This window comes from Nonomuraea sp. NPDC051941, from assembly GCF_044593615.1.
The window spans coordinates 61516-85361 of sequence record NZ_JBIUCF010000037.1; the positions used below are offsets into that span (position 1 = coordinate 61516).

Sequence of the window (23846 nt, forward strand, 5' to 3'; positions counted from 1 at the left end):
CGTGACAAACATGACGGTGACGTTGTCCGCCACATTGGCGGCAAACGAGGACATCGACCGAAGACGGCACGCCGGGGAGCGAGTGCTTCACCTGGCCTTCGGCGAGGCAGGGCTGCCCGTCCACCCGGCACTGCGCGACAGGCTGGCCGGCGCGGCCGAGCGCAACGGCTACGGGCCGGTCGCGGGGGCGTCCGAACTCAGGACGGCGGCGGCGGGCTACTGGACACGACGCGGGCTCCCCACCGACCCCGGGCTCGTCGTCTGCGGGCCTGGCAGCAAGTCCCTGCTGTACGGCCTCCTCCTGGCGATCGGCGGGGACATCGTCCTGCCCATGCCCAGCTGGGTCAGCTACGCCGCCCAGGCGGAGCTGGTCGGCTCCCGTCCCATCCTGGTGCCCGCACCGCCAGGAGGGGGCGGGGTGCCCGACCCCGACCTCGTGGCCGGCGCGGTGCTCCGGGCCAGGGCCCAGGGCAGGACGGTCAACTCGCTGCTGGTGACGCTGCCCGACAACCCGACGGGCCGCCTGGCCGGTCGGGAGACCATCGCGCGGCTGGTGGAGATCGCCCGCGAGCTCGATCTGATGATCATCTCGGACGAGATCTACCGCGACGTCGTGCACGACCCGGCCCTGCCGTTCACCTCCCCCGCCGACCTCGCCCCCGAGCGCACGATCATCACCACCGGGCTGAGCAAGAGCCTGGCGCTGGGCGGCTGGCGGATCGGCGTGGCCAGGCTGCCCGCGGGCAGCCACGCGCTGCACAGGAGCCTGCTCGCGGTGGCCAGCGAGATCTGGTCGGCGCCCGCGGCCCCGGTGCAGGAGGCGGCGGCGTACGCCTTCGACGAGCCCCAGGAGTTGCTGGCCCGTATCGAGCTCGCCCGGCGGCTGCACGGCACGGTCGCCAGGGCCGTGTACGAGAGGTTCACCGAGATCGGGGCCGACGTGCCCGCCCCGCAGGGCGGCTTCTACCTCTATCCCGATCTGAGCCACCTCCGGCTCGGCGGCTCCGCCGAGATCACCAAGATCCTGCTGGAGGAACACGGCATCGGTGTCCTGCCCGGACACGCCTTCGGCGACGACCCGGCGGCGGCGAGGGTGCGGGTCGCGGTGAGCCTCCTCTACGGCGAGACCGCCGAAGAGCGACTGACCGCTCTGAACAGCCCGAACCCCCTCCAACTCCCCTGGATCGCCGACAATCTGGACTATCTTTCGAAGGGTCTGAACGAGCTGGCCTCGGTGTCGCACGAAGCGGTGCGTGAACGGCGTCCCGCGCTCGTCCCGACGCCATGTCACAGTTAGGCGAATCTTTCCCCAAGAGCGGGTTTACTATCGCCCAAAAGGGGCCGCTGACCTGCAGGAACACCCTGTCTGCAGAAAGCTGCAAAAGATCTTCCTAACTGCATGGTTACGTGCGCCCCCGCTTCCCCTCATCATGTGCTCATGCCCGCTCTTGTCACCTTGTCCGGGCGCTCCGTGCGCCTGGAACCTCTCAGCCTCGCGGCGATCGACGACCTCGTCGCCGCGGCGAGTGAAGACCGTTGCACTTACGCCTTCACTCGCGTCCCGGAAAGCCGGGACGAGATGGTCTCCTATGTGGAGGCCGCCATGGCTGAGCAGGCGGAGGGCCGCTCTATGCCCTTCGCCATCCGGTGGCTGAACACCGACCGCGTGGTCGGTGCCACCCGTCTCATGCACCTGGAGTACTGGCAGGGCCCCATGCCCTGGCCTCCGGGTACACGGGGTGCGGTGGGCGAGATCCCGTCCGTGGCGGACATCGGTTACACCTGGCTGGCCGCCAGTGCCCAGGGCACGGGTGTCAACCGTGAGAGCAAGTTCCTGATGCTCTCGCTCGCCTTCGAGACATGGAACGTCCACCGCATCACCCTCAAGGCAGATGTACGTAACACCAAGTCCCGGGCCGCCATCGAGGCCCTCGGCGCACACTTCGACGGGGTGCGGCGAGCGGATAGCCGAGGCGCCGACAACACGGTCCGAGATACCGCGTTCTACTCGATCCTGAGCTCCGAATGGCCGCTCGTACGCGAGCGGCTCGCCCTGCGGCTCGGACTGGTCGAGGCGGCCTGAGAACCTGTCCACCACGGCCCCGCCCCAAGAAAGTTTGGGCGGGGCCGTATTTTTTCCTGCCTACGAGTGCTCTACATGACACGCCCCCGCGGTGTGAGTCATGCCTAGCCGACCATCAGCATCCAGGGGCACGCTCAACACCGGATCAAAGACGGATCAACGGCACATTTAACGATCAGTCCGGAGTCTAGGTGACAAAGGACGTTGGATCTATCATTTGGTAACAAAACGATCCATTGGCTGGGAGACATTCGGCATGGCTGGTCAGAGCGTCGAGGGCGGGCTGAGGTTCGCCGTGCTCGGTCCTGTCCGCGCCTGGCGTGACGGCCAGGAGCTCGATCTGGGCACTCCGCTGCAGCGTTCCATCCTGGGCATGCTGCTGCTGCGTGAAGGCCATGCGGTCACCCCCAACGAGATGATCGACGCGGTCTGGGGCGAGGACGCGCCCCCGCGGGCCCTGGGCGCCCTGCGCACCTACGTCTCCCGGCTGCGTACGGTGCTGGAGCCGGACAGGCCCGCCCGTTCCCGCCCGGAGCTGCTGACGTCCATCGGGAGGGGCTACGCGCTGCGGCTGCCCGACGGCTCGCTCGACCTGGTCCGCTTCGAACGCGGCGTCCAGGACTCCGAGAGCGCGCGCAAGAGCGGCCGGCTGCGCGAGGCCGCCGAGGGGTTGCGCGAGGCGCTGTCGCTCTTCGAGGGCGAGCCGCTGGCCGGGACCGTCGGCCCCTACTCCGAGCACCAGCGCGACCGGCTGGTCGAACGCCGCATCAGCGTCGTCGAGACGCTCATGGACGTGGACCTGGAGCTGGGCGACCACGCGAAGGTCGTCTCCGAGCTGATCGCGCTGACCGCCGACCACCCGCTGCGCGAGAAACTGCGCGCCCAGCTCATGCTGGCCTACTACCGGTGCGGGCGGCAGGGCGACGCCCTCAACGTGTTCACCGAGACGCGCGAGGCCCTCGTCGAGGAGCTCGGCATCGAGCCGGGCCCCGAGCTGGCCGCGCTGCACCAGCGCATCCTGGCCGCCGACCCCACGCTGGCCGCCGCCGAGGTGCCCGCCGAGGAGCCGGTGGAGGAGCCGGAGCAGCGCCAGGTCCCGCAGTTGCCGCGCCCCGCGCAGCTCCCCGCCGCCGTCAACGACTTCACCGGCCGCAAGGAGGTCGCCGTACGGCTCCGCACGCTGCTGTCGGCCCAGTCGTCGGCGCAGTCGTCGGCCGAGGGCGTGCCCGTGATCGCGGTCTCCGGCATCGGCGGCGTGGGCAAGACCGCGCTGGCCGTACACGTCGCGCACCTGGCCGAGGACCTGTTCCCCGACGGCCAGCTCTATGCCGACCTGCGCGGCTACACCGACGAGGCGACCGTGCCCGAGTCGGCGCTCGGCGGGTTCCTGCGGGCGCTCGGCATCCCGCCGGACATCGTCCCGGACGGGCTGCCGGAACGCGCCGCGCTCTACCGGTCGATCCTCGCCGACCGCCGCATCCTCGTGCTGCTCGACAACGCCCGCGACGCCGAGCAGGTCAGCCAGCTGCTGCCGGGTTCGCCCGGGTGCGCGGCCATCGTGACGAGCCGCGGCAAGCTGGCCGACCTGCCCTCCGCACGGCTCATCGACCTCGACGTGATGGAGCCGGGCGAGGCGCTGTCGCTGTTCGCGTCGGTGGCCGGGGCCGAGCGCGTGTCGGCCGAGCACGGCGCGGCCATGGACGTGGTGGCCGCCTGCGGGTTCCTGCCGCTGGCGGTGCGCATCGTGGCCGCCAGGCTGGCCGCGCGCCCCTCCTGGACGGTCGCCTCGCTCGTGCCCAGGCTGGCCGACGAGCAGCGCCGCCTCGACGAGCTGCGCGTGGGCAACCTGGCCGTCGAGGCCACGTTCGCGCTCGGGTACGGCCAGCTCGCGCCGGCCCAGGCGCGTGCCTTCCGCCTGCTCTCGCTGTCCAAGGGGCCCGACATCTCGACGGGGGCGGCGGCCGCCGTGCTGTCGGTGAGCCAGTTCGAGGCGGAGTCCGTACTGGAGTCCCTTGTGGACGCGAGCCTGCTCGAGGCGCCCGCGCCCGGCCGCTACCGCTTCCACGACCTGCTCAAGCTGTTCGCCAGGCGCCAGCTGGACAAGACCGAGCCGCCCGAGGCCAAGGCGCGGGCTCTGCACCGGCTGCTCGGCTTCTACCTGGCCTCGGCCCAGTCCGCGCACAGCCTGGCCTACGAGGGCAGCATGATCCCGGCCAACATCGTGACGATCAGCGAGGGGCTGTCGTTCACCAGCGTGGACGAGGCCGTGGCCTGGCTGATCGCCGAGGGCGACTCGCTGTTCGCGGCCATCAACCAGGCCGCCGCGTCGGCCGTCGCCGGCGAGCAGCTGCTGCCCGCCGGAGACCTGCTGGTGGCGATGGAGCCGCTGCTGGAGGCGGGCACGCACACGCGGGAGTTCGCCCAGGGCACGCGCGCCGTGCTGAGCGCCGCGCAGCGGCTCGGCGACCAGGGCAGCGAGCTGCGCAGCCGGTACGTGCTCGGCCGGGTGCTGTTCGCCGACAACCAGCTGAAGGCGGCCGAGGGCCACTTCAGGGTCGTCCACGAGCTGTCCACGGCCCGCGGCGAGAAGATCGTCACCGGCGAGGTGCTGAACGCCCTGGCCGTCGTCGTCGGCAGGCAGCGCCGCCACATCGAGGCGCTGGAGCTGTTCGACGCGGCGATGCGGTTCTACCGCGCGAACGACGTGCCGGCCGGCGAGGCGCTGGTGCTCAGCTACTCGGCCCGCGACCACCTGGGGCTCGGCCGGCCCGCGGACGCGATCGCGGCGGCGGAGAAGGGCCTGGCGCTGTTCACCGAGATCGGCAGCGGCGCCGGGACCGCCCGCGCCCGCTACCACCTCGGCATCGTGCTGTCCCGGGTCGGCCGGCTCACCGAGGCCGTCCACCACCACGCCGAGTGCCTGGCCTTCTTCCGGGCCAGCAAGCAGCGCGTCTGGGAGCAGCGGGTCTGCTCCCGGCTGGCCGAGACGTTCATCGCCGCCGGACGCCACCCCGAGGCCGTGCGCCACGCGGAGCAGGCGCTGGTGGTCTCCCGCGAGATCGGCCACCCGTACGGCGAGGCGCTGTCGCTCACGGTGCTCGGCAAGGCGCTGCGCGGTCTGGGCAGCACGACCAGGAGCCTGGAATGCCTACGGCAGGCGTTCGAGATCTTCTCCCGGCTCGGCGCCCCCGAGGCCGGGGACCTCAAGGCCCTGATCGAGGCCATCCCCGCCGAAGGGGCCGTCGTCGAGTCCTGAGTACAGCTCATCGTCCAGACGTGTCATCCACACATGGTTGATCAAGGCTGTCCCTAGGCCGTCACGAATGTGTCGTGATGCAGCCCGGCCGGTCATCTGTCGCCACCACGCGTCGCTAGGGGGCCCGGTTATCCGGATGCTCCGCGTAGTGGCTAGCCGCCTCACCTTAGACGACCGGCCGGACCTGACACGGCCCTCGAACCCCCCGGGGTCCGTGTCTTGGCCATGAGCCTCCACCCCAGCGCTCAACGTCCAATTGACGGGCGATTAAAGCAGGAAGTAACCCTCCGCGATGAGCGGCCTGACCGCGTCGGAGTCGAGGATCTCACCGTCGCCGACCAGCTCGGCGATCACGTTGAGCAGGGGGCCGAGCGCCAGCTCGCCGTCGCAGACCCCGGCCAGCGCGGCCTCCACCGTGCCGACCTCCCTGCTGCGGCGCAGGCCCTGCGTCTGGCGCAGCACGATGCGGATGGGGTCCTCCGCGCCCGGCAGGCCGATGCGCTCGTCGAGCAGGCCGTCAGCGGTGCGCAGGAGCGCCGTGTCCAGCTCCTTGACGCGGTGCGCGGTGGCGATGGCGTCGAGCACGGAGTCCACGTAGTCGCCGACCGGGAGCGAGACCAGGTGGTCCAGGTGCTCGACGCGGACGACCGGGTCGAGCGTGCCGGAGTTGCGCATGGTGATCCAGCCGAACCCGATGCCCTCGACCTTCCGCTCGTCGAACCAGGCCAGCCAGCGGTCGTAGTGCTCGGCGTACGCCTTCGTGCCCTGCTCGGCGGCGTCCCTGAGCCAGAGCTCGACGTACTCGGCCGGGTCCTGCACGTCGCGCTGGACCACCCAGGCGTCGCAGCCGGTCTCGCGCAGCCAGCCGCCCACGCGGTCGTGCCAGTCCTCGCCCTCGACGTGCAGCCAGTTGGCCAGGAAGTGGGCCTGGCCGCCGGGGTTGAGGTGGCCGGGCGTGCGGCGTACGAGGTCGCGGCAGAAGCCGTCGCCGCCGGCCTCGCGGTAGGTCAGGCCGCCCCCGGGGCCGATGACGAACGGGGGGTTGCTCACGATCAGGTCGAACAGCTCGTCCTCGACCGGCTCGAACATCGACCCCGTACGTGCCTCCACGCCGGAGATGCCGGACAGCTCCCAGCTCAGGCTGGCCAGCTCGACGGCCCGCGGGTTCACGTCGGTGGCCACGATGTGCTCGGCCCGCCCGGCCAGGTGCAGCACCTGCACGCCGCAGCCGGTGCCGAGGTCGAGCGCGCGCCCCACCGGGCGGCGGGTGGCGAGCTGGGCCAGGTTGGCCGAGGCGCCGCCGGCCCCGACCACGTGGTCAGGACGCAGCGCCGGGTCGCCGGGGCGCACCTTGCGGTCGGAGACGAGGTAGCCGCCGGTCTCCCAGGGCTGCAGGTGCACGGTCGCGCTCACCTGGTCGCCGTCGGGCCTGACCAGCCCCGAGTCGAGGACCTCCGGGGCGAGGGACGCGGCGGGGACGGGAACGCCCAGCCACCACAGCCTGATCGACGCCGCCAGCGGATCGAGGTCGGCGGTGGCGCGCAGGGCCGGCACCAGCTCCTCCCTGGCCAGGGCCGAGGCCGCCATGCTGCCCAGCCGCTCACGTACGCCGTCGATCGTGTAGTCGGTCTCCAGGAGGTGATGGCGCAGTCGTTCCACAAGTCCATCCTTTCACCACGGACACTCCCGCATGGCCCGATACCATCGGCGCTCGCACTGTTTCCGGATACTGCGCCGATGGTCGCACTCGCACGGGGCTCCGCTGGTCACGCAAGCTACCGCTCTCCACCCCAGGCTCGTCGCTCTGAGCCGATGGTCGCACTCGCACGGGGCTCCGCTGGTCACGCAAGCTACCGCTCTCCGCCCCAGGCTCGTCGCTCTGAGCCGATGGTCGCACTCGCACGGGGCTCCGCTGGTCACGCAAGCTACCGCTCTCCGCCCCAGGCTCGTCGCTCTGAGCCGATGGTCGCACTCGCACGGGGCTCCGCTGGTCACGCAAGCTACCGCTCTCCGCCCCAGGCTCGTCGCTCCGTGTGCTCATACTGTTACTTAGACACCCAAGCGTTCTGCAAGCGGCGGACAAGTAGTGAGCGGTATCTCTAAGGAGTCGCCACGTCGCCCCGAGGAGCGGACCCATGCTGATCCCTTGCTTGGCCTGCGAGTCCCGGTTCGGACCTGACGAATACTTCCGTGCCTGCTCCGACTACAACCGCGGCATGGACCTGGTGTCCTGGACGTGCCCGCGCTGCGGCAACCGCGACGACCTGCGGGTGCTGCCCGGCGAGCTGGGGTTCGGCTATCCGTATCGGGGCAGGTTCGACGTGCACGACCGGGTCCGCGTGCCCGGCCTGCGCAGGCACCGCGGCGACCTGCGGCTGGACATCTCGCTCGACCGGGCGAGCTGGCGCGTCCACACCCGCCTCCGCCAGCCCGCATGACGGCCCAGGCGGATCAGGCGAACGGCAGGGCGGGCACGCAGGCGTGGGCGGGCCGCTCGCCGCGCAGCAGCCGGGCGATGTCCTCCACCAGCATCCCGGCCAGCTCCTCCCGGCTCTCCCCCGTGGCCCCGCCCAGGCGGGGCGTCAGCACCACGTTCGGCAGGCGCGTCAGGGGGTGGGCCGGATCGAGCCACTCACCCTCGAAGTGGTCGAGCCCCGCACCGCCCACCTGGCCCTGGCGCAGCGCGTCGACCAGCGCCGTCAGGTCGTGCAGCGCGCCGCGCGAGGTGTTGAGGTAGATGGAGCCCGGCCGCATCGCACCGAACTCGGGGTAGCCGAAGAAGCCCCGCGTCTCCCCGGTCAGCGGCACGTGCAGCGACACCACGTCCGCCTCCGCCAGCAGGCCGGGCAGCGTGTGGGTGGCCTCGGGGACGAACGGATCGCAGGTGATCACCCGCATCCCCAGGCCCTCGCAGCGCCAGCGCACGGCCCTGCCGACGCGGCCCAGGCCCACGACGCCGAGCGTCCTGCCGCTCAGCCGCCTGCCGCGGTGGCGCTGGGCGGGCGGCACCTTGCCGACGCGCCCCTGGCGCACCTCCCGGTCCGCGGCCACGATGTTCCGGCTGACGGCGAACATCAGCGCGAGCGTGAGCTCGGCCACCGACTCGGGGTCGCGGTCGGCGGCGTGCAGGACGGTCACCCCGTACTCGGCGGCCAGCGCCAGGTCCACGCTGGTGGTCGGACCCATGACGGCCACCACGTCGAGGGGCAGGGCGAGCACCGACGTGCGAACCTGGTCGCCGTCGGTGATGAGCACGGTCGCGCCGGTCTCGATGACCAGGTCGGCGAGCTGCTCGTCGGTGAAGCCGAGGCTGGGACGCGCGGGAACCTCGGCCAGGTCGGCTACCTCGCCCAAGCGGGCGAGCGCGCTCTCCGGCATAGCAGGCAGTGCCAGCGCCCGAGGTCGAGTCACAAGTGGACAATAACACCACAGACGGTACCCGGATCATCGCTCCCCGCGCTGGTCAGGCCCCTTGCGGGGGCCTGTCATTGCTGGCGGAGGCTCTGCCAGGCGGCGGCGCCCAGCCCCTTGATCTCCTCTTCCGTGGGCGTGTGGGCGCCCGCGAACCACAGGCGGCACATCTCCTGCGCGGGCCCCAGCCACAGCACGTAGCACATGGTCGGGTGGACGGGCTGGAGCAGGCCGTTCTTCATGTGCGGCCGCCACCAGTCGGAGACCTGGCGGAAGAACCCGCGCCGGGCCTCGGCCACCTCCGCGCCGCCGGGCTCGTGCTTGCGCGGCGGCCGCTCGCTGACCAGCAGCCTGGCCCTCTCCGGGTGCTCGCCGGCCCACCGCATGTGGAAGGCCACGACGGCCTCGATGCCGTCGCGGGCCTCCTCGTGGCTGACCAGCTCGGCGAGGAAGGCGGCCTGGTAGGCGGTCAGGATCTCCGCGTACAGCACGCCGAAGACATGCTCTTTGCTGGCGAAGTGGTGGTAGAAGCTGCCGACGCTGACGCCGCTCTCCTCGCGGAGGCTGGCCAGCGTGGTGGCCGAGACCCCGTCCTGACTGAAACGGCGGAGGGCACCCTCGATGATGCGGGTACGGCCGTCGCGTCCGTTCTTGGCACTCTTCACGCTGTCAATGGTGTGCCAACAGAACCTTGTTCCGCAAATAGGCCAAGTGGATCGATCATAGCGGTCACCTCCACCGATCCGGAAGTCACCTTCATCTCGGCGTCCGGCCAGAGCCGGCGGACGAGTCTCAGGACGCGCCGGTTCTCCCCCAGCACGTCCATGCCCACGGTCCGCGCACCCCGTACGGAGGCCCTGAGCAGCAGCACGTCGATCAGCCTGGGCCCGATCCCCCGGCCCTGCCACTGGTCGGCCACGACCACGGCGACCTCCACGTCGGCGCAGCCGCCCCTGAAGCTCATGGCGTGGCCGACGATCTCGCCGCCCTCGGCGATCGCGACGAGCGCGTCGCGGCGCTCGTCCAGCGCGAGCAGCGTGCGCACCAGCCCCGCGGCGGGCGTGCTGACGCCGGTGAAGAAGCGGAGCGTCTGCGTGTGGAGCGACAGCCCCGCCAGGAAGCGTCTGATCCGTTCCTCGTCGTCCGGGCGCGCGGGGCGGATCTGGGTTCCCTGCATAGACTCAGCCTGCCCGCGAGCGCTGAGTCTGTCAAATGAACTCAGATATAATGGGGCAATGAACGTTCCCTTCCGGGTGGACAACTGCTCAATCGAGCGCACCCTGGACATCGTCGGGGAGAAGTGGACCTTCCTGGTGCTGCGCGAGGCGTTCAACGGCGTGCGGAGGTTCGCCGACATGCAGGCGATCACCGGCGCCCCCCGCCAGGTGCTCAGCGCCCGGCTCGCCCGGCTGGTCGACGAGGGCCTGCTGCGCAAGGAGCCCTATCGCGAGCCCGGCCAGCGGCAGCGCGACGAATACCGGCTCACGGACAAGGGCCGCGACCTCTATCCCCTCCTGGTCGCGCTCATGCACTGGGGTGACAAATACCTGGCGGACGAGGATGGGCCGGCGGTGCTGCTGACCCACCGCGACTGCGGGGCCCCCATCGAGCAGCATTTCCGGTGCGCGGACGGCCACGAAGTGAGCGGGCCGCGCGAGGTGACCGCGGTGCCCGGGTCGGGGGCCCAGCTCAGAAGCGCCTAGGCGCGTGAGGGGGCACCCCCTCCGGTGCCTACCCTTGAAGCGTGTACCGGTTCCTGCTGACGCCCCGATGGCTCGCGCTCCACGTGGTGGTGCTGCTGGTCATCCCCGCCTTCGTGTTCCTCGGGCGGTGGCAGTTCGGGCGCTTCGAGGAGCGCTCGGCCAACAGCGAGCGGGTCACGGCCAACATCGAGGCCGCGCCGGTGCCGCTGGAGCGGCTGGCGGTCCCGGGGCGGCAGGTCCGCGCGGACGACCGGTTCAGGAAGGTCACGGCCTCGGGCACGTACGACCCGTCCCACGCCCTCCTCGTACGCAGACGCCCCCAGGAGGGCCAGAACGGCTTCTACGTCCTGACGCCCCTCGTCACCGGCAACGGCACCGCGGTGATCGTCAACAGGGGCTGGGTCAAGGCGGGCGCCACCGCCGACGCCACGCCCGAGGTGCCCGCTCCGCCCACAGGACAGGTAAATGTCACCGGGCGGCTACGGCTCAGCGAGACCGAGGACTCCAGCGGCATCCGGGAGCGCGCCGGCCTGCCTGCCGGGCAGGTCCTGCTGATCAACGCCGACAAGATCGGCAAGGGGCTGCCGTACCGGCTGGTGGGCGGCTACGTGGAGCTGACCGAGCAGACGCCCCCGCCCGCCACGGCGCCGGCCCCGGTGCCCGAGCCTGACGTGGGCGCGGGCGGCGGACTCAACCTGGCCTACGGGGTCCAGTGGTGGCTGTTCATCGGCATCGCCCTGGCCGGCTGGGTCCTGCTGATCCGCCGCGAGGTGGCCGAGCGGAAGGCCGGCGATTCGTCCAAGGAGTCCGTCACCGCCGCCAATTAAGGTGTTGAGCGTGATCCGCCACATTGAGTTCGCCAACATCTTCAACTTCCGCGACGTAGGTGGATATGCCGCCCATGACGGGCGCACGGTCCAATGGCAGCGGCTCTACCGGGCCGACGCGCTCGGCTGGCTGGCCGGAGACGATCTCAGGATCTTCCGCGAGCTGCGCGTGCGTACGGTCATCGACCTGCGGCATGCGTACGAGATCGAGAAGGGGGGCCGTGTCCCGGACGCCGAGGGGCAGAGCTACCAGAACCTGCCCATCGAGGGGCGTCGCTGGGACATCACGGTCTACGACGAGGAGAGCGGGGTCGGGAGATACCTCGCCGACCGCTACCTGGAGACGACCGAGGACGGCGTCGAGAACCTCAGGGCCGCCCTGGAGACGATCGCGCGGGCCGAGAGCGCGCCCGTGGTGATCCACTGCGCGGCCGGCAAGGACCGCACCGGGGTGCTCGCCGCGCTGGTCCTGTCACTGGCGGGCGTGGGCGAGGACGACATCGTGGCGGACTACGCGCTCACCGGGCTGGCCACCGAGCGGTTCGTCGCCAGCTGGCGCAGCAGGCACCCCGACGCGCCCATGTGGCCGGGGTTCGGCCTGGCGCCCGCGGAGGCCATGCGCCTCTTCCTCGGCGACCTGACGGCGCGGCACGGCTCGATCGAGACGTATGTCACACAGGTCCTGAACATTTCCCCGGCCACCATTTCCGAATTACGCGGCCACCTGCTGACTGAACCGGACTCCGAGGGGTAGTGGCAGGCCGGGTCTCACCTGCTGCGTCCAGGTGAGCGGCCCATCCCTGGCCTGGGACCGCCCGTCGGCCCCCCCTCCCGGCGGTCCCGGGTCGAAGATCTCGGATACCCAACGGATACGTCGCAGCTTGTTCGACGTTATCCCGCCGTCGTACGGTTACCTGCGTGACTACGCCGCTGCTCCCCGACCCTGACCCGAGGCGGCGCGACTACGTGATCATCTCCGCCGACGATCACCTGATCGAGCCTCCCGACCTGTTCGAAGGGCGGCTGCCGGAGAAATATGCCGATGTCGCGCCCAAGGTCGTGGATACGGAGGCGGGCCACCAGGTCTGGCGCTACGGCGGGGCGACATACCCGTGCGCCGGCATCGACGTGGGCGCCGGACTGCCCCGCGAGCAGCGCACGCTCGACCCCATCAGGTTCGAGAACATGCGCCCCGGCTGCCACGACATCGAGGCCCGCGTCGAGGACATGGACCTGGCGGGCATCTGGGCCGCGCTGTGCTTCCCCGGCATGCTGGCCGGGCAGTCCGGCATGCCGTTCGCCAGGACCCGCGACCAGGAGCTCGGTCTGGCCCTGGTCAAGGCGTGGAACGACTGGCACATCGACGTCTGGGCCGGCACCTACCCCGAGCGCATCATCGGCCTGCAGCTCCCGTGGCTGCCCGATCCCGACGTGGCCGCCAAGGAGATCCGCGCCAACGCCGCCCGCGGCTTCAAGGCCGTGGTCTTCCCCGAGTTCCCGACCCGGCTGCGGCTGCCGTCGATCCACTCCGGCCACTGGGACCCGTTCTTCGCCGCCTGCGAGGAGACCGGCACGGTGGTCGCCCTGCACACGGGCGACTCGTCGTGGTCCCCGGTGCCCTCGCCCGACACGCCCATCGAGGCCATCACCACGCTGATGCCGACCAGCGCGATGTTCGCCTGCGCCGACTGGCTCTGGTCGGGCGTGCCGCTGCGCTTCCCCTCGCTGCGCCTCCTCATCGTCGAGGGCGGCGTGGGCTGGCTGCCCATGCTGGCCGAGCGCGCCGACTACGCCCTCGACCACCCGGTCGCGAGCGAGGCGTCGTGGGAGGGCGGGCTCAAGCCCAGCGAGGTGCTGCGCCGCAACTTCTTCTTCGGCACGCTCGACGACCACGCGCTGTCCGGCGTGCGGCTCGCGGTCGGGCTCGACCACGTGCTGCAGGAGAGCGGCTACCCGCACTCCGACTCGACCTGGCCCGACACGCAGAAGTCCGTGGCGCGCAATCTCGGAACGCTCCCGCCCGCCGACATCGCCAGGGTCGCCTACGGCAACGCCGCCCGCCTCTTCGGCCACCCGCTGCCCTCGCGCGCCTGGCTACGGATGGAGGAGATCTAACCCTCTTCCTCGACCAGCCTGGCCTGGATGACGTTGCGCTCGTGCTCGACGTAGCGGCCGCTCTCGCCAAGCAGCGTCGCGGCGAGCCACAGGAACACGCCGAAGTCGTCGACCACGCCGACCATCACCAGGAAGTCGGGCACCACGTCGACGGGTGACAGGATGTAGACCACGCCGAGTCCGAGCATGGCGAGCTTGCTCTTGCCCATGCCCGCGTACTGTCCGCGCATGACCGCGCCGACCATCCGCGGGATCGCCCGGACCCTGGTCATCAGGCCGGGTGACCCCGGCTTGGTCACGTCGCGGTAAGTCCGCCAAGCCGCCGCTGCCCGTGCTGCCTTCGCCATCATGAGGAACCCCCTACCCCCGGCTTCTCACGACATAACGCGTCGGGACCGCCACGAGTTCCTGACCCGCTCCGGACGGGGTCAGCGCAGCGCCGCGTGCTCGAACGGCCTGGCCCGCTCGATCTGCGCGGCCACCCGGACGAGCAGGTCCTCCCTCCCGGCCGCCGCCACGAGCTGCACGCCCACCGGCAGGCCGGCCGCGTTCGTGTGCAGCGGCAGCGAGATGGCGGGCTGGCCGGTCGCGTTGATCGGCGAGGTGTAGGCCACGGCATGCGCCGTGCGGCCGAACGCGACGCTGAGGTCCTCCGGCGGGATCCAGCCCAGCGGGAACGGCGCGACGCCCAGCGAGGGCATCAGCAGCAGGTCGTGGCCCGCGCTCCACCAGGCGGCCATGCGGCGGCGGTAGCCGTCGATCCACTGGGTGGCCAGGATGTGGTCGGCCGCGCTGTGCGTGCGCGCCGCGCCGAGCATGGCGGCGTTGCGCGGCTCCAGCTCCTCCGGCCGCACGGGCGCGCCGCGCAGCTCGCCCAGGCTCTCCACGTGCGCGGCGAGGTTGTTGGCCACGATGGCGCCGAAGTGCTGGGCGAAGCCGGGCTCGGCGAGCGCCCCGGGGCCGCCGGGCACGACGTCGTGACCGAGCGACTCCAGCAGCACGGCGGCCCTGGTCACGGCCTCCGTCAACGCGGGCACCTCGGGCACGGACCCGTTGGGATGCCTCGTGACGAACCCGACCCGCAGCCGCCCCGGCTCCCTGCCGACCTCGTCGGCCAGCGGACCGGGCAGCGCGGGGGCGTCGTACGGGTCACCGGGCCGCAGGCCGGACACGACGTCGAGGGCCGCCGCCGTGTCGCGCACGGTCCTGGTGACGAATCCCGGGCACGAGAACCCGCTCCACCCCTCCCCCATGACCGGACCCAGGCTCACGCGCCCGCGCGTCGGCTTGAGCCCCACCAGGCCGCACAGGGACGCGGGGATGCGGATCGAGCCGCCGCCGTCGCTGGCGGTGGCCAGCGCCACCATCCCGGCCGCCACCGCCGCCGCGGACCCCCCGCTGGAGCCGCCCGCCGAGTACGCCGGGTCGTACGGGTTGCGCGTGGGCCCGAACGCCACCGGCTCAGTGGTGATCGTGCTGCCGAACTCCGGGGTGTTCGTCCGCCCGAGCAGGACGAACCCGGCCTCGCGCAGGCTCACCACGCCGTAGCCGTCGACGCCGGGCTCGACGCCGTCGCGTACGTTCGAGCCCCCGCTGTACGGCTCGTCCGACTCGCGCCACCCGAGGTCCTTCAGCAGGATCGGCACGCCCCGGAAGGGCGCTTCCTTGGGGATGGAGTCGATCTCCGCCAGCGCCCGCTCGAACCGGCGGTGGATGACCGCGTTCAACTCGCCGTCGTGGGCCTCGATGCGAGCGATGGCGGCCTCGGCCAGCTCCCTCGCCGTCACCTGCCCGTCCCTGACCGCCTGCGCCTGACCGACCGCGTCCAGCCTGAGTACGTCGTCCATGCACCCTCCTACGCTCGGGGAGCTATCTCTTGGGGGCCAGCTCGCGCACGGCCTGCTCTACGGAGATCTCACCGCCCGGGACGGGCGCGAGGACAGGGGTGTCGAGGCCGTTGTCCACGTACTCCTGGATCCTGGCCCGGCAGGTGGCCGCGTCGCCGTGCACGATCAGGGCGTCGACCACCTCGTCGGGGATCGCCTTGAGCGCCGCCTGGCGGTCGCCCGCCTGCCACGCCTCGTGCATGGGCCGCAGCACCTCGCCCCGGCCCAGCCAGTCGTGGAAGGCGGCGTACACCGGGACGGTCAGGTAGGTGGCCAGCATCCACCTGGCCATCTCGCGCACGCGGCCGACGTCCTCGCTGACGCAGACGAACAGGCGGGCGATCAGCTCGGTGCCCTTGCCGATCTCGGCGCGCACCTTGCGCACGTCGTCGGGCGAGAGCCAGTTGGTGATCGCGCCGTCGGCCTCCGCCGCGGCCAGGTGGAGCATCCTGGGCCGCAGCGCGGCCAGCACGATCTTCGGCGGGAGCTCGGGGGCCCGCTCCAGCTTGAACCCCTTGATCTCGAACGTCTCGTACGTCTCCGAGACCTTCTCCCCGGCCAGCGCCTTCTTCAGGAAGCGCAGCGTGTCGCGCGTGCGCGCGTAGGGCTTGTCGAACCGCCCCGCGTTCCACCGCTCGACGATCGCCGGCGACGAGGCGCCGATGCCCAGCACGAAGCGCTCAGGCGCCAGGTCGGCCAGCGTGGCCGCGGACATGGCCAGCAGCCCCGGGCCGCGCGTCGAGACGGGCACGATGGCGCTGCCCAGCCTGATCCCCGGCGCCCACTGCGCGGCCATCGCCAGCGGCACGAACCCGTCGGCCCCGTTGACCTCGGCGGACCACGCGTCGGTGTAGCCCAGCTCGGGCAGCTCCGCGATCAGCTCCCGCGACTTCGACAGCGGGCGATCGTAGAAGGGGATGGTCATGCCCCAGTTGCGACTCATTCACGGCCTCCAAGCGCGTCCGCAGCGGCCGCTCCACCCTACCAACCGACCGGTATGGCGTCCTAGGCCCGCAACTCGTGGACCGCCGCGATGAAGTCCTTCGTGATCCCCCTCAACCCGGGCAGATGCGACAGCCCGACCAGCCGGTCCACCAGCGGCACCGTCACCTCGATCAGCCGGTACGTACGCGCGCAGCCCGGCGAGGTGTCATGCACCCAGAACAGCACCATGCCCATGGACAGCAGCCAGAGCAGCTCGGGCAGCTCCTCACGCAGCTCGGCGTTCATGCGGTCCCGCGACCCCTCGACGACCTGGCGGTAGATCTCGATGGAGGCCTCACGGGCCGGGGACGACTGCTTGCTGAACGGGCTCAGCGGGTTGGTGGGCTCGGCCGCGTGCTTGAAGAACTTCACGGCGAACTCGTGGTAAGGCTCGGAGACGCGTACCCACTCGCGTAGCACCCCGCTCAGCCTGGCCGCGAACGACGTCTCGGTGGCCAGGAACTCCCTGCAGGCCTCCTCGTGCTCGGCCTGGGCGCGGTCGTAGTACGCCTGGATCAACGCCTCCTTGCTCTCGAAGTAGTAGTAGGCGTTGCCCACGGACACCCCGGCCTCGGCGGCGATGGCACGCATCGTGGTCGCGTCGAAACCGCGCTCCCTGAACAACCGCAATGCCGTCTCGACGATGACGTCTCGGGTGCTCTCCGATCCTCGGTTTCGGGCTTCGGACACGTTCGTCACTTTACGTCGTGATCGGGCGTCGGGCAGAAAACCCGCTCATCAGGCTGCTGTCCCTCTGTTGTGTCTGGTCAGGGCCATAGCAGCAGTCCAACCTAGCAGGTTTTGCGGTCCAAGGTCATGTAGCCGCACGGTGATCACCGCCACAAGGCAAAGTTGCACCTGCGGCATGAGTTATCTCCTGCGAATGGTGGGATTGTCGTTTCAGGCGGAAGGGCTATTTCCGCGAAAAGGCATCGACATGTGGATACGTGGAACAGTGCGCCTCGCAGTAGTCGCACTCCTCGGCATTGAGATAACCATAATCGCGCTGGCCTCGGCCGCTTCAGCCGCCACCCACCCCGAAGGGTCGGCTGCGCCGGACAGCCAAAAATCGGCCGAGTCCGAGGGCTCGGAGCAGGAGGCCGGGCCGGACTCGGGCCGTGCCTGGGCGTTCGATCGGCTCATGGCGGCCGGTGAGGACATCACCGCCACGCCGGGCTGGCCCTTCAGCGACTCGGCCGACGAACAGGAGGGACCGCCCGACGACTGGACGCCGCCCCGCCTGCATGGGCCCGCGCAGCTGACGGTCATCGACCCGCCGGCGATGGCACCGCGATCTCCGGCCACCAGATCCGCCAAGAGCCGCGTACGCACCAGAGTGGCCCGGATGCCCCGGGTACGGCCGCGCGGGGCGCTCAGGCGCTCTGAAGTCGATCTGACGCGTGTCCTGCCGCGCTTCGGGGCCATGCACATGTCCCACGGCCTGGCCACCGGCTGGCTGAGAAGCGGGGGCGTGCGGATGAAGTCGACCGGCAACTGCTCCAGCAAGCACGTGCACCACTGCACGTCGCTCGACTCGGTGCGGACCGGGACCATCGCCCGGATGATCGAGCTGAAGCGCGAGAGCGGCTGCCCGATCATGGTGACGGGTGGCACGGAAGCGGGCCACGCCCCCGGGCAGTACAGCCACGGCAACGGCTACAAGCTCGACATCTCTCACAACACCTGCATCGACCGGCACATCACGCGTTACCACGCGAAGGCCGGCGTGCGCAGCGACGGCGCCCGGCTCTACCGTTCCGGCTCAGGCACCGTCTTCGCCGACGAGAGCGACCACTGGGACATCCTCTTCCGGTGACAGAGCCCGGGTGAGGGTACGCCGTGCGGGGAGCGCACGGCGTCACACCACCTGGACAGCACCGGACGGCGGACGCCGTGCGGAACGCACGGCGTCACACCATCCGGATGAGGTTACAGCTCGCCAGCGACCAGCTCGGCGATCTCCGCCGCGTTGAGCGCCGCGCCCTTGCGCAGGTTGTCACCGCACACGAACAGGTCGAGCGTGTTGGGGAAGTCGATCGCCTGACGGATGCGGCCCACGTAGGTCGGGTCGTTGCCCACCACGTCGAGAGGCGTCGGGTAGACCCCGTTGGCCGGGTCGTCCATGAGGACCACCGTCGGCGCCGCCTCCAGGACGCGGTGCGCGTCGGCGACCGTGATCTCACGCTCGAACCGCGCGTGCACGGCCAGCGAGTGAGTCGTGATCACCGGCACGCGCACGCAGGTCGAGGAGACCTTGAGGTCGGGGATGCCGAGGATCTTGCGGGACTCGTTGCGGAGCTTGAGCTCCTCGGAGGCCCAGCCGCCGTCCTTGTAGGAGCCGGCCCACGGCACCACGTTGAACGCGATGGGCGCGGGGAACGGCGAGTCGTCGGGCAGCTTGTTGGCCAGCACCTTGCGTACGTCACCGGCCGCCTGGCCCACCGTGCGGTCGCCCGCCAGCGCCTCGACCTCGTCGTAGAGCCGGGCGGAGCCGGCCACGCCGGCGCCCGACACCGCCTGGTAGGAGGCGACGACCAGCTCCGTGAGCGTGAACTCGGCGTGCAGCGCCCCCATGGCCGCCATCATCGACAGCGTCGTGCAGTTGGGGGTCGAGATGATGTTGCGCGGCCGGTTGCGGGCGTCGAGCGGGTTGACCTCGGGCACGACCAGCGGCACGTCCGGCTCCATCCGGAACGTCCCCGACTTGTCGATCACGATCGCGCCGCGCTCGGCCGCGATCGGCACCCATACCGCCGACACCTCGTCCGGCACGTCGAAGATCGCGATGTCGATGCCGTCGAACACCTCGGGCGCGAGGGCCTGCACCACGACGTCGTCGCCGCGCACCTGGAGCACCTTGCCCGCCGAACGCGGCGAGGCGACGAGACGGATCTCGCCCCAGATGTCCGCACGCGACGACACGATGTCGCGCATGACGGTGCCCACGGCGCCGGTGGCGCCGATCAGGGCGAGACTGGGCCTGCTCATCGTCCACTACCTCCGTACACCGTGGCTTCGACCTGGTCGGCGTCGAGCGAGAACGCGCGGTGGGCGGCCTGCACGGCCGTGTCGACACCGTCCTGCTCGACGACCACCGAGATGCGGATCTCCGAGGTGGAGATCATCTCGATGTTGACCCCCGCGTCGGCGAGGGCCGCGAAGAACGTCGCCGTGACGCCGGGGTGCGAGCGCATGCCCGCGCCGATCAGCGACACCTTCCCGATCTGGTCGTCGAAGAGCAGCGACTCGTAACCGATCTGACCCTGGATCTTCTTCAGCGACGCCAGCGCCGTCTGGGCGTCGGCCGTCGGCAGCGTGAAGGAGATGTCCGTGCGGCCCGTGGCCGCGGCCGAGACGTTCTGCACGATCATGTCGATGTTGATCTCGGCGTCGGCCAGCGTTTTGAAGATCGAGGCAGCCTCTCCGACCTTGTCGGGGACCCCGACAACTGTGATCTTGGCCTCGCTCCGGTCGTGTGCGACGCCGGAGATGATCGGCTGCTCCATCTCGGTTCCTTCGGTGTAAGGGTCGGAGACGACCCAGGTGCCTTCCTTGGTGCTGAACGAGCTGCGTACGTGAATCGGCAGGTCGAACCGGCGAGCGTATTCGACGCAGCGCAGATGCAGGATCTTCGCGCCGCACGCGGCCATCTCCATCATCTCGTCGTACGAGATCCTGGGGATCTGCCGCGCAGCCGGCACGATGCGGGGGTCGGCGGTGAACACGCCGTCGACGTCGGTGTAGATCTCGCACACGTCGGCCTGCAGGGCCGCCGCCAGCGCCACCGCTGTGGTGTCGGACCCGCCGCGGCCCAGCGTGGTGATGTCCTTGGTGTCCTGCGAGACGCCCTGGAAGCCGGCCACGATCGCGATGTTGCCCAGGTCGATCGCCTCACGGATGCGGCTGGGCGTCACGTCGATGATGCGCGCCTTGCCGTGGATGGAGTCGGTGATCACACCTGCCTGCGAGCCGGTGAACGAACGGGCCTCGTGGCCGAGGTTGGCGATCGCCATCGCCAGCAGGGCCATCGAGATGCGCTCGCCCGAGGTCAGCAGCATGTCGAGCTCGCGGCCCGGGGGCAGCGGCGACACCTGCTCGGCCAGGTCGAGCAGCTCGTCCGTCGTGTCGCCCATGGCGGAGACGATCACGACCACGTCGTTGCCGGCTTTTTTCGTCGCGACGATCCGCTGCGCGACCCGCTTGATGCAGGACGCGTCGGCGACGGACGAACCACCGTACTTTTGCACAACGAGCGCCACGAGAGTCTCCCGGTTTGGACTGTGAGCTGCCAGTCTACTGGGGGCTTCTCATGAACCCGATGGGCTGTACCACTATCTGGACGATCAGACGGTCGTCTCCTCGGCGACGTCCAGACGCGAGTGCGCGGCCAGGGCCTGGAGGGCACGCATCGCGGCGCCCGCGTGGTTGCCCCAGGTGTTGAAGTAGGAGTACTGCCACCACCAGAGCGCCTCGTGGGGCCGCCCCGCGTGGTAGTGGCGCAGGCCGTGGATGAGATCGGCGGCGACCGCGGTCAGGTCGTCCGAGAGCCGGTAGGGCGTGACACCGGTGTCCTTGTACGGGTCGAACACCTCGGCGTAGTCGTCGACCGGCCGCAGCCGCTCGGCCAGCGCGGTGCGGACGCCGTCGATGTCGGGGTCCTCGCTCATGGCCGGCTCGTAGTTGCCCGCGAGGATCACGTCGCGGTTGGCCCCGAGCTTGGCGCCGGCCAGGCTGACCTGCGCGACCTCCACCAGCAGCAGCGACCAGATGGCGTCGCCGCCCTCGCCGCCGGCGACCCTGGTCAGGCCGTCGACGTAGTCCTGCGCGTGCCCGGAGATCTCTTCGGCCAGCGCATTCCACTGGTCAGACATCCAGCAGCCTCCGTCCTTCGAAAGCGCGGCCCAAGGTCACCTCGTCGGCGTACTCGAGGTCACCGCCCACAGGCAGACCGCTGGCCAGTCGTGTCACTTTGATGCCCATCGGCTTGACCAGACGGGCGAGGTAGGTAGCCGTCGCCTCGCCCTCGAGGTTGGGATCGGTGGCGAGGATGAGCTCGGTGACCCGGCCATCCGCCAGACGTGTCATGAGCTCGCGGATGCGCAGGTCGTCGGGGCCGACGCCGTCGATCGGGCTGATCGCGCCGCCGAGCACGTGGTACGTGCCACGGAACTCGCGCGTCTTCTCGATCGCGACGACGTCCTTCGACTCCTCCACCACACATATCACGTGGGTGTCGCGGCGCGGGTCACGACAGATCCGACACTCCTCTTCGGAGGCCACGTTTCCGCAGACGCGGCAGAAACGGACCTTCTCCTTGACCTCCAGCAGCGCGTGCGCGAGCCGCTTGACGTCGGCCGGATCGGCCGCCAGCAGGTGGAACGCGATCCGCTGCGCGCTCTTGGGACCGACGCCGGGCAGCAGGCCCAGCTCGTCGATCAGGTTCTGGACGACCCCCTCGTACATGCCTAGAACCCTGGCAACTGTCCGAGGCCGCCGCCACCCAGCCCCTGGGCCAGCGGGCCGAGCTTCTCCTGCTGCAGATCGGCCGCGGCGCGGACGGCGTCGCGGACGGCCGCGATCACCAGGTCGGCGATCGTGTCCGCGGTGTCCTGCGCGTCCCCGGCGTCGATCACGCTCGGGTCGATCCTGAGCTCCAGCAGCTCACCTGAGCCGTTGACCACGGCCGTGACAAGGCCACCGCCCGATGAGCCCTCGATCTGCGCGTCGTTGAGCTCCTGCTGGGCGCTCACAAGCTGCTGCTGCATGAGCTGGGCCTGCTCCAGCAGCTGCTGCAGGTTGACATCCCCTGGGTTCACCGTCGTGCGCTCCTCGTGGCTCCGGTTCTTGACTGCCACGAGCCTACGGGGTTTGGGCGTCGTCCTGTACTGGTGCAGCCCTACCTGGGATGTTTTTTGGCCGGATCTCGGCCCCCCTCCAGCGTCCGAGACCCGGCCACCACGTCGGCGGAGCGGCCGCACCACGCCGACGCGTTGCCACAAGAAGTTAGCGACCCTGACGTTGCACACACGTTGCGTTCATTCAATCACCCTGTGCAATCCCCCCTTAGGGGTTGCGCGGACCGCCCGCAGGACGGATGCTCTTTGTTGACTACTTGGAGTGACCGATGAGTTACGCAGACCTCGACGCGTACTCGCGCCTGCTACGCGGAGCGCACGAAGCGGCGGCGGCCGGCCGCGTGCCTCCGGAGCTGCCCCGCCGCCTGATCACCGCCTCCTGGGAGCGGTCGCTGGAGGCCGGGATCGACCCGGAGGGCAAGAGCGCGCCCCTGGTCTACGACCTTTCCCACATCCAGGACGTCCGCCAGGCGCACCCGTTGCAGCCGTTGCTGCCCCTCATCGCCCAGACGCTGTCCAGCCTGGCCGACGAGGTCCTGATCGTCACCGACGGCGGCGGACGGGTGCTGTGGCGCGAGGGCAACCACGCGATCATGCGCCGGGCAGACCAGATCGGTCTGGCCGACGGGCACCAGTGGGCCGAGGGCACGGTCGGCACCAACGGCATCGGCACCGCGCTCGAAGCGGGCCGGCCCGTGCACGTCTACTCCGAGGAGCACCTCATGCGGGTGCTGCACATCTGGTCGTGCAGCGCCGCCCCGATCACCGACCCGGACTCGGGCCAGATCGTCGGCTGCGTCGACGTCAGCGGCACCTCGCGCAGCCTGCACCCCGCGACCGTCGCGCTGGTCGCCGCCACGGCCAAGCTCACCGAGACCCAGCTCGCGCTGCGCATGCACGAACGCGACGAGCGCCTGCGCCGCCGCTTCGAGTCCCTGCGCGGGCGGCCCGGGGTCCTGCTGTCGGCCACCGGCCGCGTGCTCTCCGGCGACCCGGCCGGCTCCCTGGGCGAGCGCCTCCGCCTGTCCGGCCGGCGGGTGATACTCCAGGACGGTTCCGCCGCCGTGCTGGAGCCGTTCTCCGACGGCTTCCTCCTGCGTCTCACATCCTCCGCGGCGCCTCCCACGCTCGCCCTGTCCTTCCTCGGCGAGGGGCAGCCGGTGGCCACGTTCGGCGAGCTCGACCGGCCGCTCTCGCTCCGGCACGCCGAGATCCTGGCCCTGCTCGCATTGCATCCCCACGGGCTGACGGCCGAACAGCTCTCGTTCCACCTCTACGGCGACGACGGCAACCCGGTGACCATCAGGGCGGAGATCCACCGGCTGCGGGCCCAGCTCGGGGAGGCCATCGCGGCCAAGCCGTACCGGCTGACCTGCCCGCTGGAGGCCGACTTCCTGGAGGTACGCCACCACGTGTCGGCCAACGACTCCCGCGCGCTGGCCCGCGCGTACCGGGGCCCGCTGCTGCTCCGCTCGGAGTCGCCGGAGATCCGCCGCGAGCGGGACGAGCTGGAGGCGCAGGTACGCGTGTGCCTGCTGCGGCACGGGTCGCCGGACGAGCTGTGGACGTACGCGCAGACCTGCAGCGGCCGGGACGACTACGAGGTCCTGGAGCGCCTGGCCGCCCTTCCCTCCACCGACCCCCGCTCCGCGGCCGCCCGCTCCCGACTCTGCCCCTGACGCTCAGGCGCGGTCTTCCGCTCGGCCTTCAGCGCGATCTCAGGCAC

At 70.7% G+C, this 23846-nt stretch carries 23 protein-coding genes; 10 read left to right on the forward strand and 13 right to left on the reverse strand.

All coding sequences use genetic code 11. The features are described from left to right. The first annotated feature begins 10 nt into the window (after positions 1 to 10). The 3 genes from ACIHFD_RS45230 to ACIHFD_RS45240 all read left to right on the forward strand — a co-directional run bounded on the left by ACIHFD_RS45230 (position 11) and on the right by ACIHFD_RS45240 (position 5339). Positions 11 to 1297 (forward strand): pyridoxal phosphate-dependent aminotransferase, encoded by a 1287-nt coding sequence (locus tag ACIHFD_RS45230; RefSeq protein ID WP_397372226.1) that lies wholly within the window; start codon positions 11 to 13, stop codon positions 1295 to 1297. A 141-nt stretch (positions 1298 to 1438) separates the two neighbouring features. Further along, positions 1439 to 2083: a GNAT family protein gene (locus ACIHFD_RS45235; RefSeq protein ID WP_350724051.1), complete on the forward strand. Its 645-nt coding sequence runs from the start codon at positions 1439 to 1441 to the stop codon at positions 2081 to 2083. Positions 2084 to 2339: 256 nt separating this feature from the next. Beyond that, entirely contained in the window at positions 2340 to 5339 is a 3000-nt protein-coding gene (locus ACIHFD_RS45240) for an AfsR/SARP family transcriptional regulator (protein WP_397372178.1), read from the forward strand. A 267-nt stretch (positions 5340 to 5606) separates the two neighbouring features. Here the strand turns inward: ACIHFD_RS45240 and ACIHFD_RS45245 are convergent, their stop codons facing one another. Continuing rightward, positions 5607 to 6998, reverse strand: coding sequence for a methyltransferase (locus tag ACIHFD_RS45245; RefSeq protein ID WP_397372179.1), 1392 nt, complete (start codon positions 6996 to 6998; stop codon positions 5607 to 5609). Positions 6999 to 7474: 476 nt separating this feature from the next. Between ACIHFD_RS45245 and ACIHFD_RS45250 the strand changes: the two genes are divergently transcribed. Then, positions 7475 to 7777, forward strand: a complete 303-nt coding sequence (locus tag ACIHFD_RS45250) for a hypothetical protein (RefSeq protein ID WP_357746688.1) — start codon at positions 7475 to 7477, stop codon at positions 7775 to 7777. A gap of 13 nt (positions 7778 to 7790) precedes the next feature. On the opposite strand, the gene ACIHFD_RS45255 is transcribed toward ACIHFD_RS45250, so the two are convergent. The 3 genes from ACIHFD_RS45255 to ACIHFD_RS45265 form a co-directional block, all read right to left on the reverse strand. Beyond that, positions 7791 to 8750 (reverse strand): NAD(P)-dependent oxidoreductase, encoded by a 960-nt coding sequence (locus ACIHFD_RS45255; RefSeq protein ID WP_397372180.1) that lies wholly within the window; start codon positions 8748 to 8750, stop codon positions 7791 to 7793. A 74-nt stretch (positions 8751 to 8824) separates the two neighbouring features. After that, positions 8825 to 9415 (reverse strand): TetR/AcrR family transcriptional regulator, encoded by a 591-nt coding sequence (locus tag ACIHFD_RS45260; RefSeq protein ID WP_363978970.1) that lies wholly within the window; start codon positions 9413 to 9415, stop codon positions 8825 to 8827. Next, positions 9412 to 9927, reverse strand: a complete 516-nt coding sequence (locus ACIHFD_RS45265) for a GNAT family N-acetyltransferase (protein ID WP_397372181.1) — start codon at positions 9925 to 9927, stop codon at positions 9412 to 9414. Before ACIHFD_RS45265 ends, ACIHFD_RS45260 begins: the two co-directional genes overlap by 4 nt. Before the next feature lie 58 nt (positions 9928 to 9985). Here ACIHFD_RS45265 and ACIHFD_RS45270 point away from each other — a divergent pair, with 58 nt between their 5' ends. The 4 genes from ACIHFD_RS45270 to ACIHFD_RS45285 all read left to right on the forward strand — a co-directional run bounded on the left by ACIHFD_RS45270 (position 9986) and on the right by ACIHFD_RS45285 (position 13395). Beyond that, positions 9986 to 10453: a helix-turn-helix domain-containing protein gene (locus tag ACIHFD_RS45270; RefSeq protein WP_350724063.1), complete on the forward strand. Its 468-nt coding sequence runs from the start codon at positions 9986 to 9988 to the stop codon at positions 10451 to 10453. 41 nt (positions 10454 to 10494) lie between these two features. Continuing rightward, a complete protein-coding gene (locus ACIHFD_RS45275; RefSeq protein WP_397372182.1) occupies positions 10495 to 11280 on the forward strand; it encodes an SURF1 family protein in 786 nt (261 codons plus the stop codon). 10 nt (positions 11281 to 11290) lie between these two features. Beyond that, positions 11291 to 12034, forward strand: coding sequence for a tyrosine-protein phosphatase (locus ACIHFD_RS45280; RefSeq protein ID WP_397372183.1), 744 nt, complete (start codon positions 11291 to 11293; stop codon positions 12032 to 12034). A 164-nt stretch (positions 12035 to 12198) separates the two neighbouring features. Next, complete coding sequence (locus ACIHFD_RS45285; RefSeq protein WP_350724068.1) at positions 12199 to 13395, forward strand: amidohydrolase family protein; 1197 nt, start codon at positions 12199 to 12201, stop codon at positions 13393 to 13395. On the opposite strand, the gene ACIHFD_RS45290 is transcribed toward ACIHFD_RS45285, so the two are convergent. The 4 genes from ACIHFD_RS45290 to ACIHFD_RS45305 all read right to left on the reverse strand — a co-directional run bounded on the left by ACIHFD_RS45290 (position 13392) and on the right by ACIHFD_RS45305 (position 16955). Further along, a complete protein-coding gene (locus tag ACIHFD_RS45290) occupies positions 13392 to 13745 on the reverse strand; it encodes a YkvA family protein (protein ID WP_350724070.1) in 354 nt (117 codons plus the stop codon). The genes ACIHFD_RS45285 and ACIHFD_RS45290 overlap by 4 nt on opposite strands. Positions 13746 to 13823: 78 nt before the next feature. After that, positions 13824 to 15242, reverse strand: coding sequence for an amidase (locus ACIHFD_RS45295; RefSeq protein WP_397372184.1), 1419 nt, complete (start codon positions 15240 to 15242; stop codon positions 13824 to 13826). Positions 15243 to 15264: 22 nt separating this feature from the next. Then, the gene (locus ACIHFD_RS45300; protein WP_397372185.1) at positions 15265 to 16224 is read right to left on the reverse strand and encodes an LLM class F420-dependent oxidoreductase; all 960 of its coding nucleotides are present in this window, start codon (positions 16222 to 16224) and stop codon (positions 15265 to 15267) included. Positions 16225 to 16286: 62 nt separating this feature from the next. Further along, complete coding sequence (locus ACIHFD_RS45305; protein ID WP_350724074.1) at positions 16287 to 16955, reverse strand: TetR family transcriptional regulator; 669 nt, start codon at positions 16953 to 16955, stop codon at positions 16287 to 16289. 265 nt (positions 16956 to 17220) lie between these two features. Here ACIHFD_RS45305 and ACIHFD_RS45310 point away from each other — a divergent pair, with 265 nt between their 5' ends. Then, positions 17221 to 18081 carry a hypothetical protein gene (locus ACIHFD_RS45310; protein ID WP_397372186.1) on the forward strand — a complete coding sequence of 287 codons (861 nt, stop codon included), beginning with the start codon at positions 17221 to 17223 and terminating at the stop codon, positions 18079 to 18081. Between the two features lie 113 nt (positions 18082 to 18194). Here ACIHFD_RS45310 and ACIHFD_RS45315 read toward each other — a convergent pair whose 3' ends face one another. From ACIHFD_RS45315 to ACIHFD_RS45335, 5 genes are all read right to left on the reverse strand, one after another. Next, a complete protein-coding gene (locus ACIHFD_RS45315) occupies positions 18195 to 19253 on the reverse strand; it encodes an aspartate-semialdehyde dehydrogenase (protein WP_397372187.1) in 1059 nt (352 codons plus the stop codon). Then, the gene (locus ACIHFD_RS45320; protein ID WP_350724080.1) at positions 19250 to 20524 is read right to left on the reverse strand and encodes an aspartate kinase; all 1275 of its coding nucleotides are present in this window, start codon (positions 20522 to 20524) and stop codon (positions 19250 to 19252) included. Before ACIHFD_RS45320 ends, ACIHFD_RS45315 begins: the two co-directional genes overlap by 4 nt. Positions 20525 to 20608: 84 nt before the next feature. After that, positions 20609 to 21136 (reverse strand): DUF5063 domain-containing protein, encoded by a 528-nt coding sequence (locus ACIHFD_RS45325; protein WP_350724082.1) that lies wholly within the window; start codon positions 21134 to 21136, stop codon positions 20609 to 20611. After that, positions 21129 to 21728: a recombination mediator RecR gene (gene recR / locus ACIHFD_RS45330; protein WP_103957155.1), complete on the reverse strand. Its 600-nt coding sequence runs from the start codon at positions 21726 to 21728 to the stop codon at positions 21129 to 21131. Before recR ends, ACIHFD_RS45325 begins: the two co-directional genes overlap by 8 nt. Positions 21729 to 21730: 2 nt before the next feature. Then, a complete protein-coding gene (locus ACIHFD_RS45335) occupies positions 21731 to 22081 on the reverse strand; it encodes a YbaB/EbfC family nucleoid-associated protein (RefSeq protein WP_350724084.1) in 351 nt (116 codons plus the stop codon). Between the two features lie 308 nt (positions 22082 to 22389). Here ACIHFD_RS45335 and ACIHFD_RS45340 point away from each other — a divergent pair, with 308 nt between their 5' ends. After that, entirely contained in the window at positions 22390 to 23799 is a 1410-nt protein-coding gene (locus ACIHFD_RS45340) for a GAF domain-containing protein (protein WP_397372188.1), read from the forward strand. The last annotated feature ends 47 nt before the right edge of the window (positions 23800 to 23846 follow it).

Bases quoted from the DNA above. Each gene is read 5' to 3' on its own strand.
- ACIHFD_RS45295 (WP_397372184.1), bottom strand. From the start codon at position 15,242: ATGGACGACGTACTCAGGCTGGACGCGGTCGGTCAGGCGCAGGCGGTC.
- ACIHFD_RS45325 (WP_350724082.1), bottom strand. From the start codon at position 21,136: ATGTCTGACCAGTGGAATGCGCTGGCCGAAGAGATCTCCGGGCACGCG.
- ACIHFD_RS45270 (WP_350724063.1), top strand. From the start codon at position 9,986: ATGAACGTTCCCTTCCGGGTGGACAACTGCTCAATCGAGCGCACCCTG.
- ACIHFD_RS45250 (WP_357746688.1), top strand. From the start codon at position 7,475: ATGCTGATCCCTTGCTTGGCCTGCGAGTCCCGGTTCGGACCTGACGAA.
- ACIHFD_RS45235 (WP_350724051.1), top strand. From the start codon at position 1,439: ATGCCCGCTCTTGTCACCTTGTCCGGGCGCTCCGTGCGCCTGGAACCT.
- ACIHFD_RS45300 (WP_397372185.1), bottom strand. From the start codon at position 16,224: ATGAGTCGCAACTGGGGCATGACCATCCCCTTCTACGATCGCCCGCTG.
- ACIHFD_RS45290 (WP_350724070.1), bottom strand. From the start codon at position 13,745: ATGATGGCGAAGGCAGCACGGGCAGCGGCGGCTTGGCGGACTTACCGC.
- ACIHFD_RS45240 (WP_397372178.1), top strand. From the start codon at position 2,340: ATGGCTGGTCAGAGCGTCGAGGGCGGGCTGAGGTTCGCCGTGCTCGGT.
- ACIHFD_RS45340 (WP_397372188.1), top strand. From the start codon at position 22,390: ATGAGTTACGCAGACCTCGACGCGTACTCGCGCCTGCTACGCGGAGCG.
- recR (WP_103957155.1), bottom strand. From the start codon at position 21,728: ATGTACGAGGGGGTCGTCCAGAACCTGATCGACGAGCTGGGCCTGCTG.
- ACIHFD_RS45315 (WP_397372187.1), bottom strand. From the start codon at position 19,253: ATGAGCAGGCCCAGTCTCGCCCTGATCGGCGCCACCGGCGCCGTGGGC.
- ACIHFD_RS45265 (WP_397372181.1), bottom strand. From the start codon at position 9,927: ATGCAGGGAACCCAGATCCGCCCCGCGCGCCCGGACGACGAGGAACGG.
- ACIHFD_RS45230 (WP_397372226.1), top strand. From the start codon at position 11: ATGACGGTGACGTTGTCCGCCACATTGGCGGCAAACGAGGACATCGAC.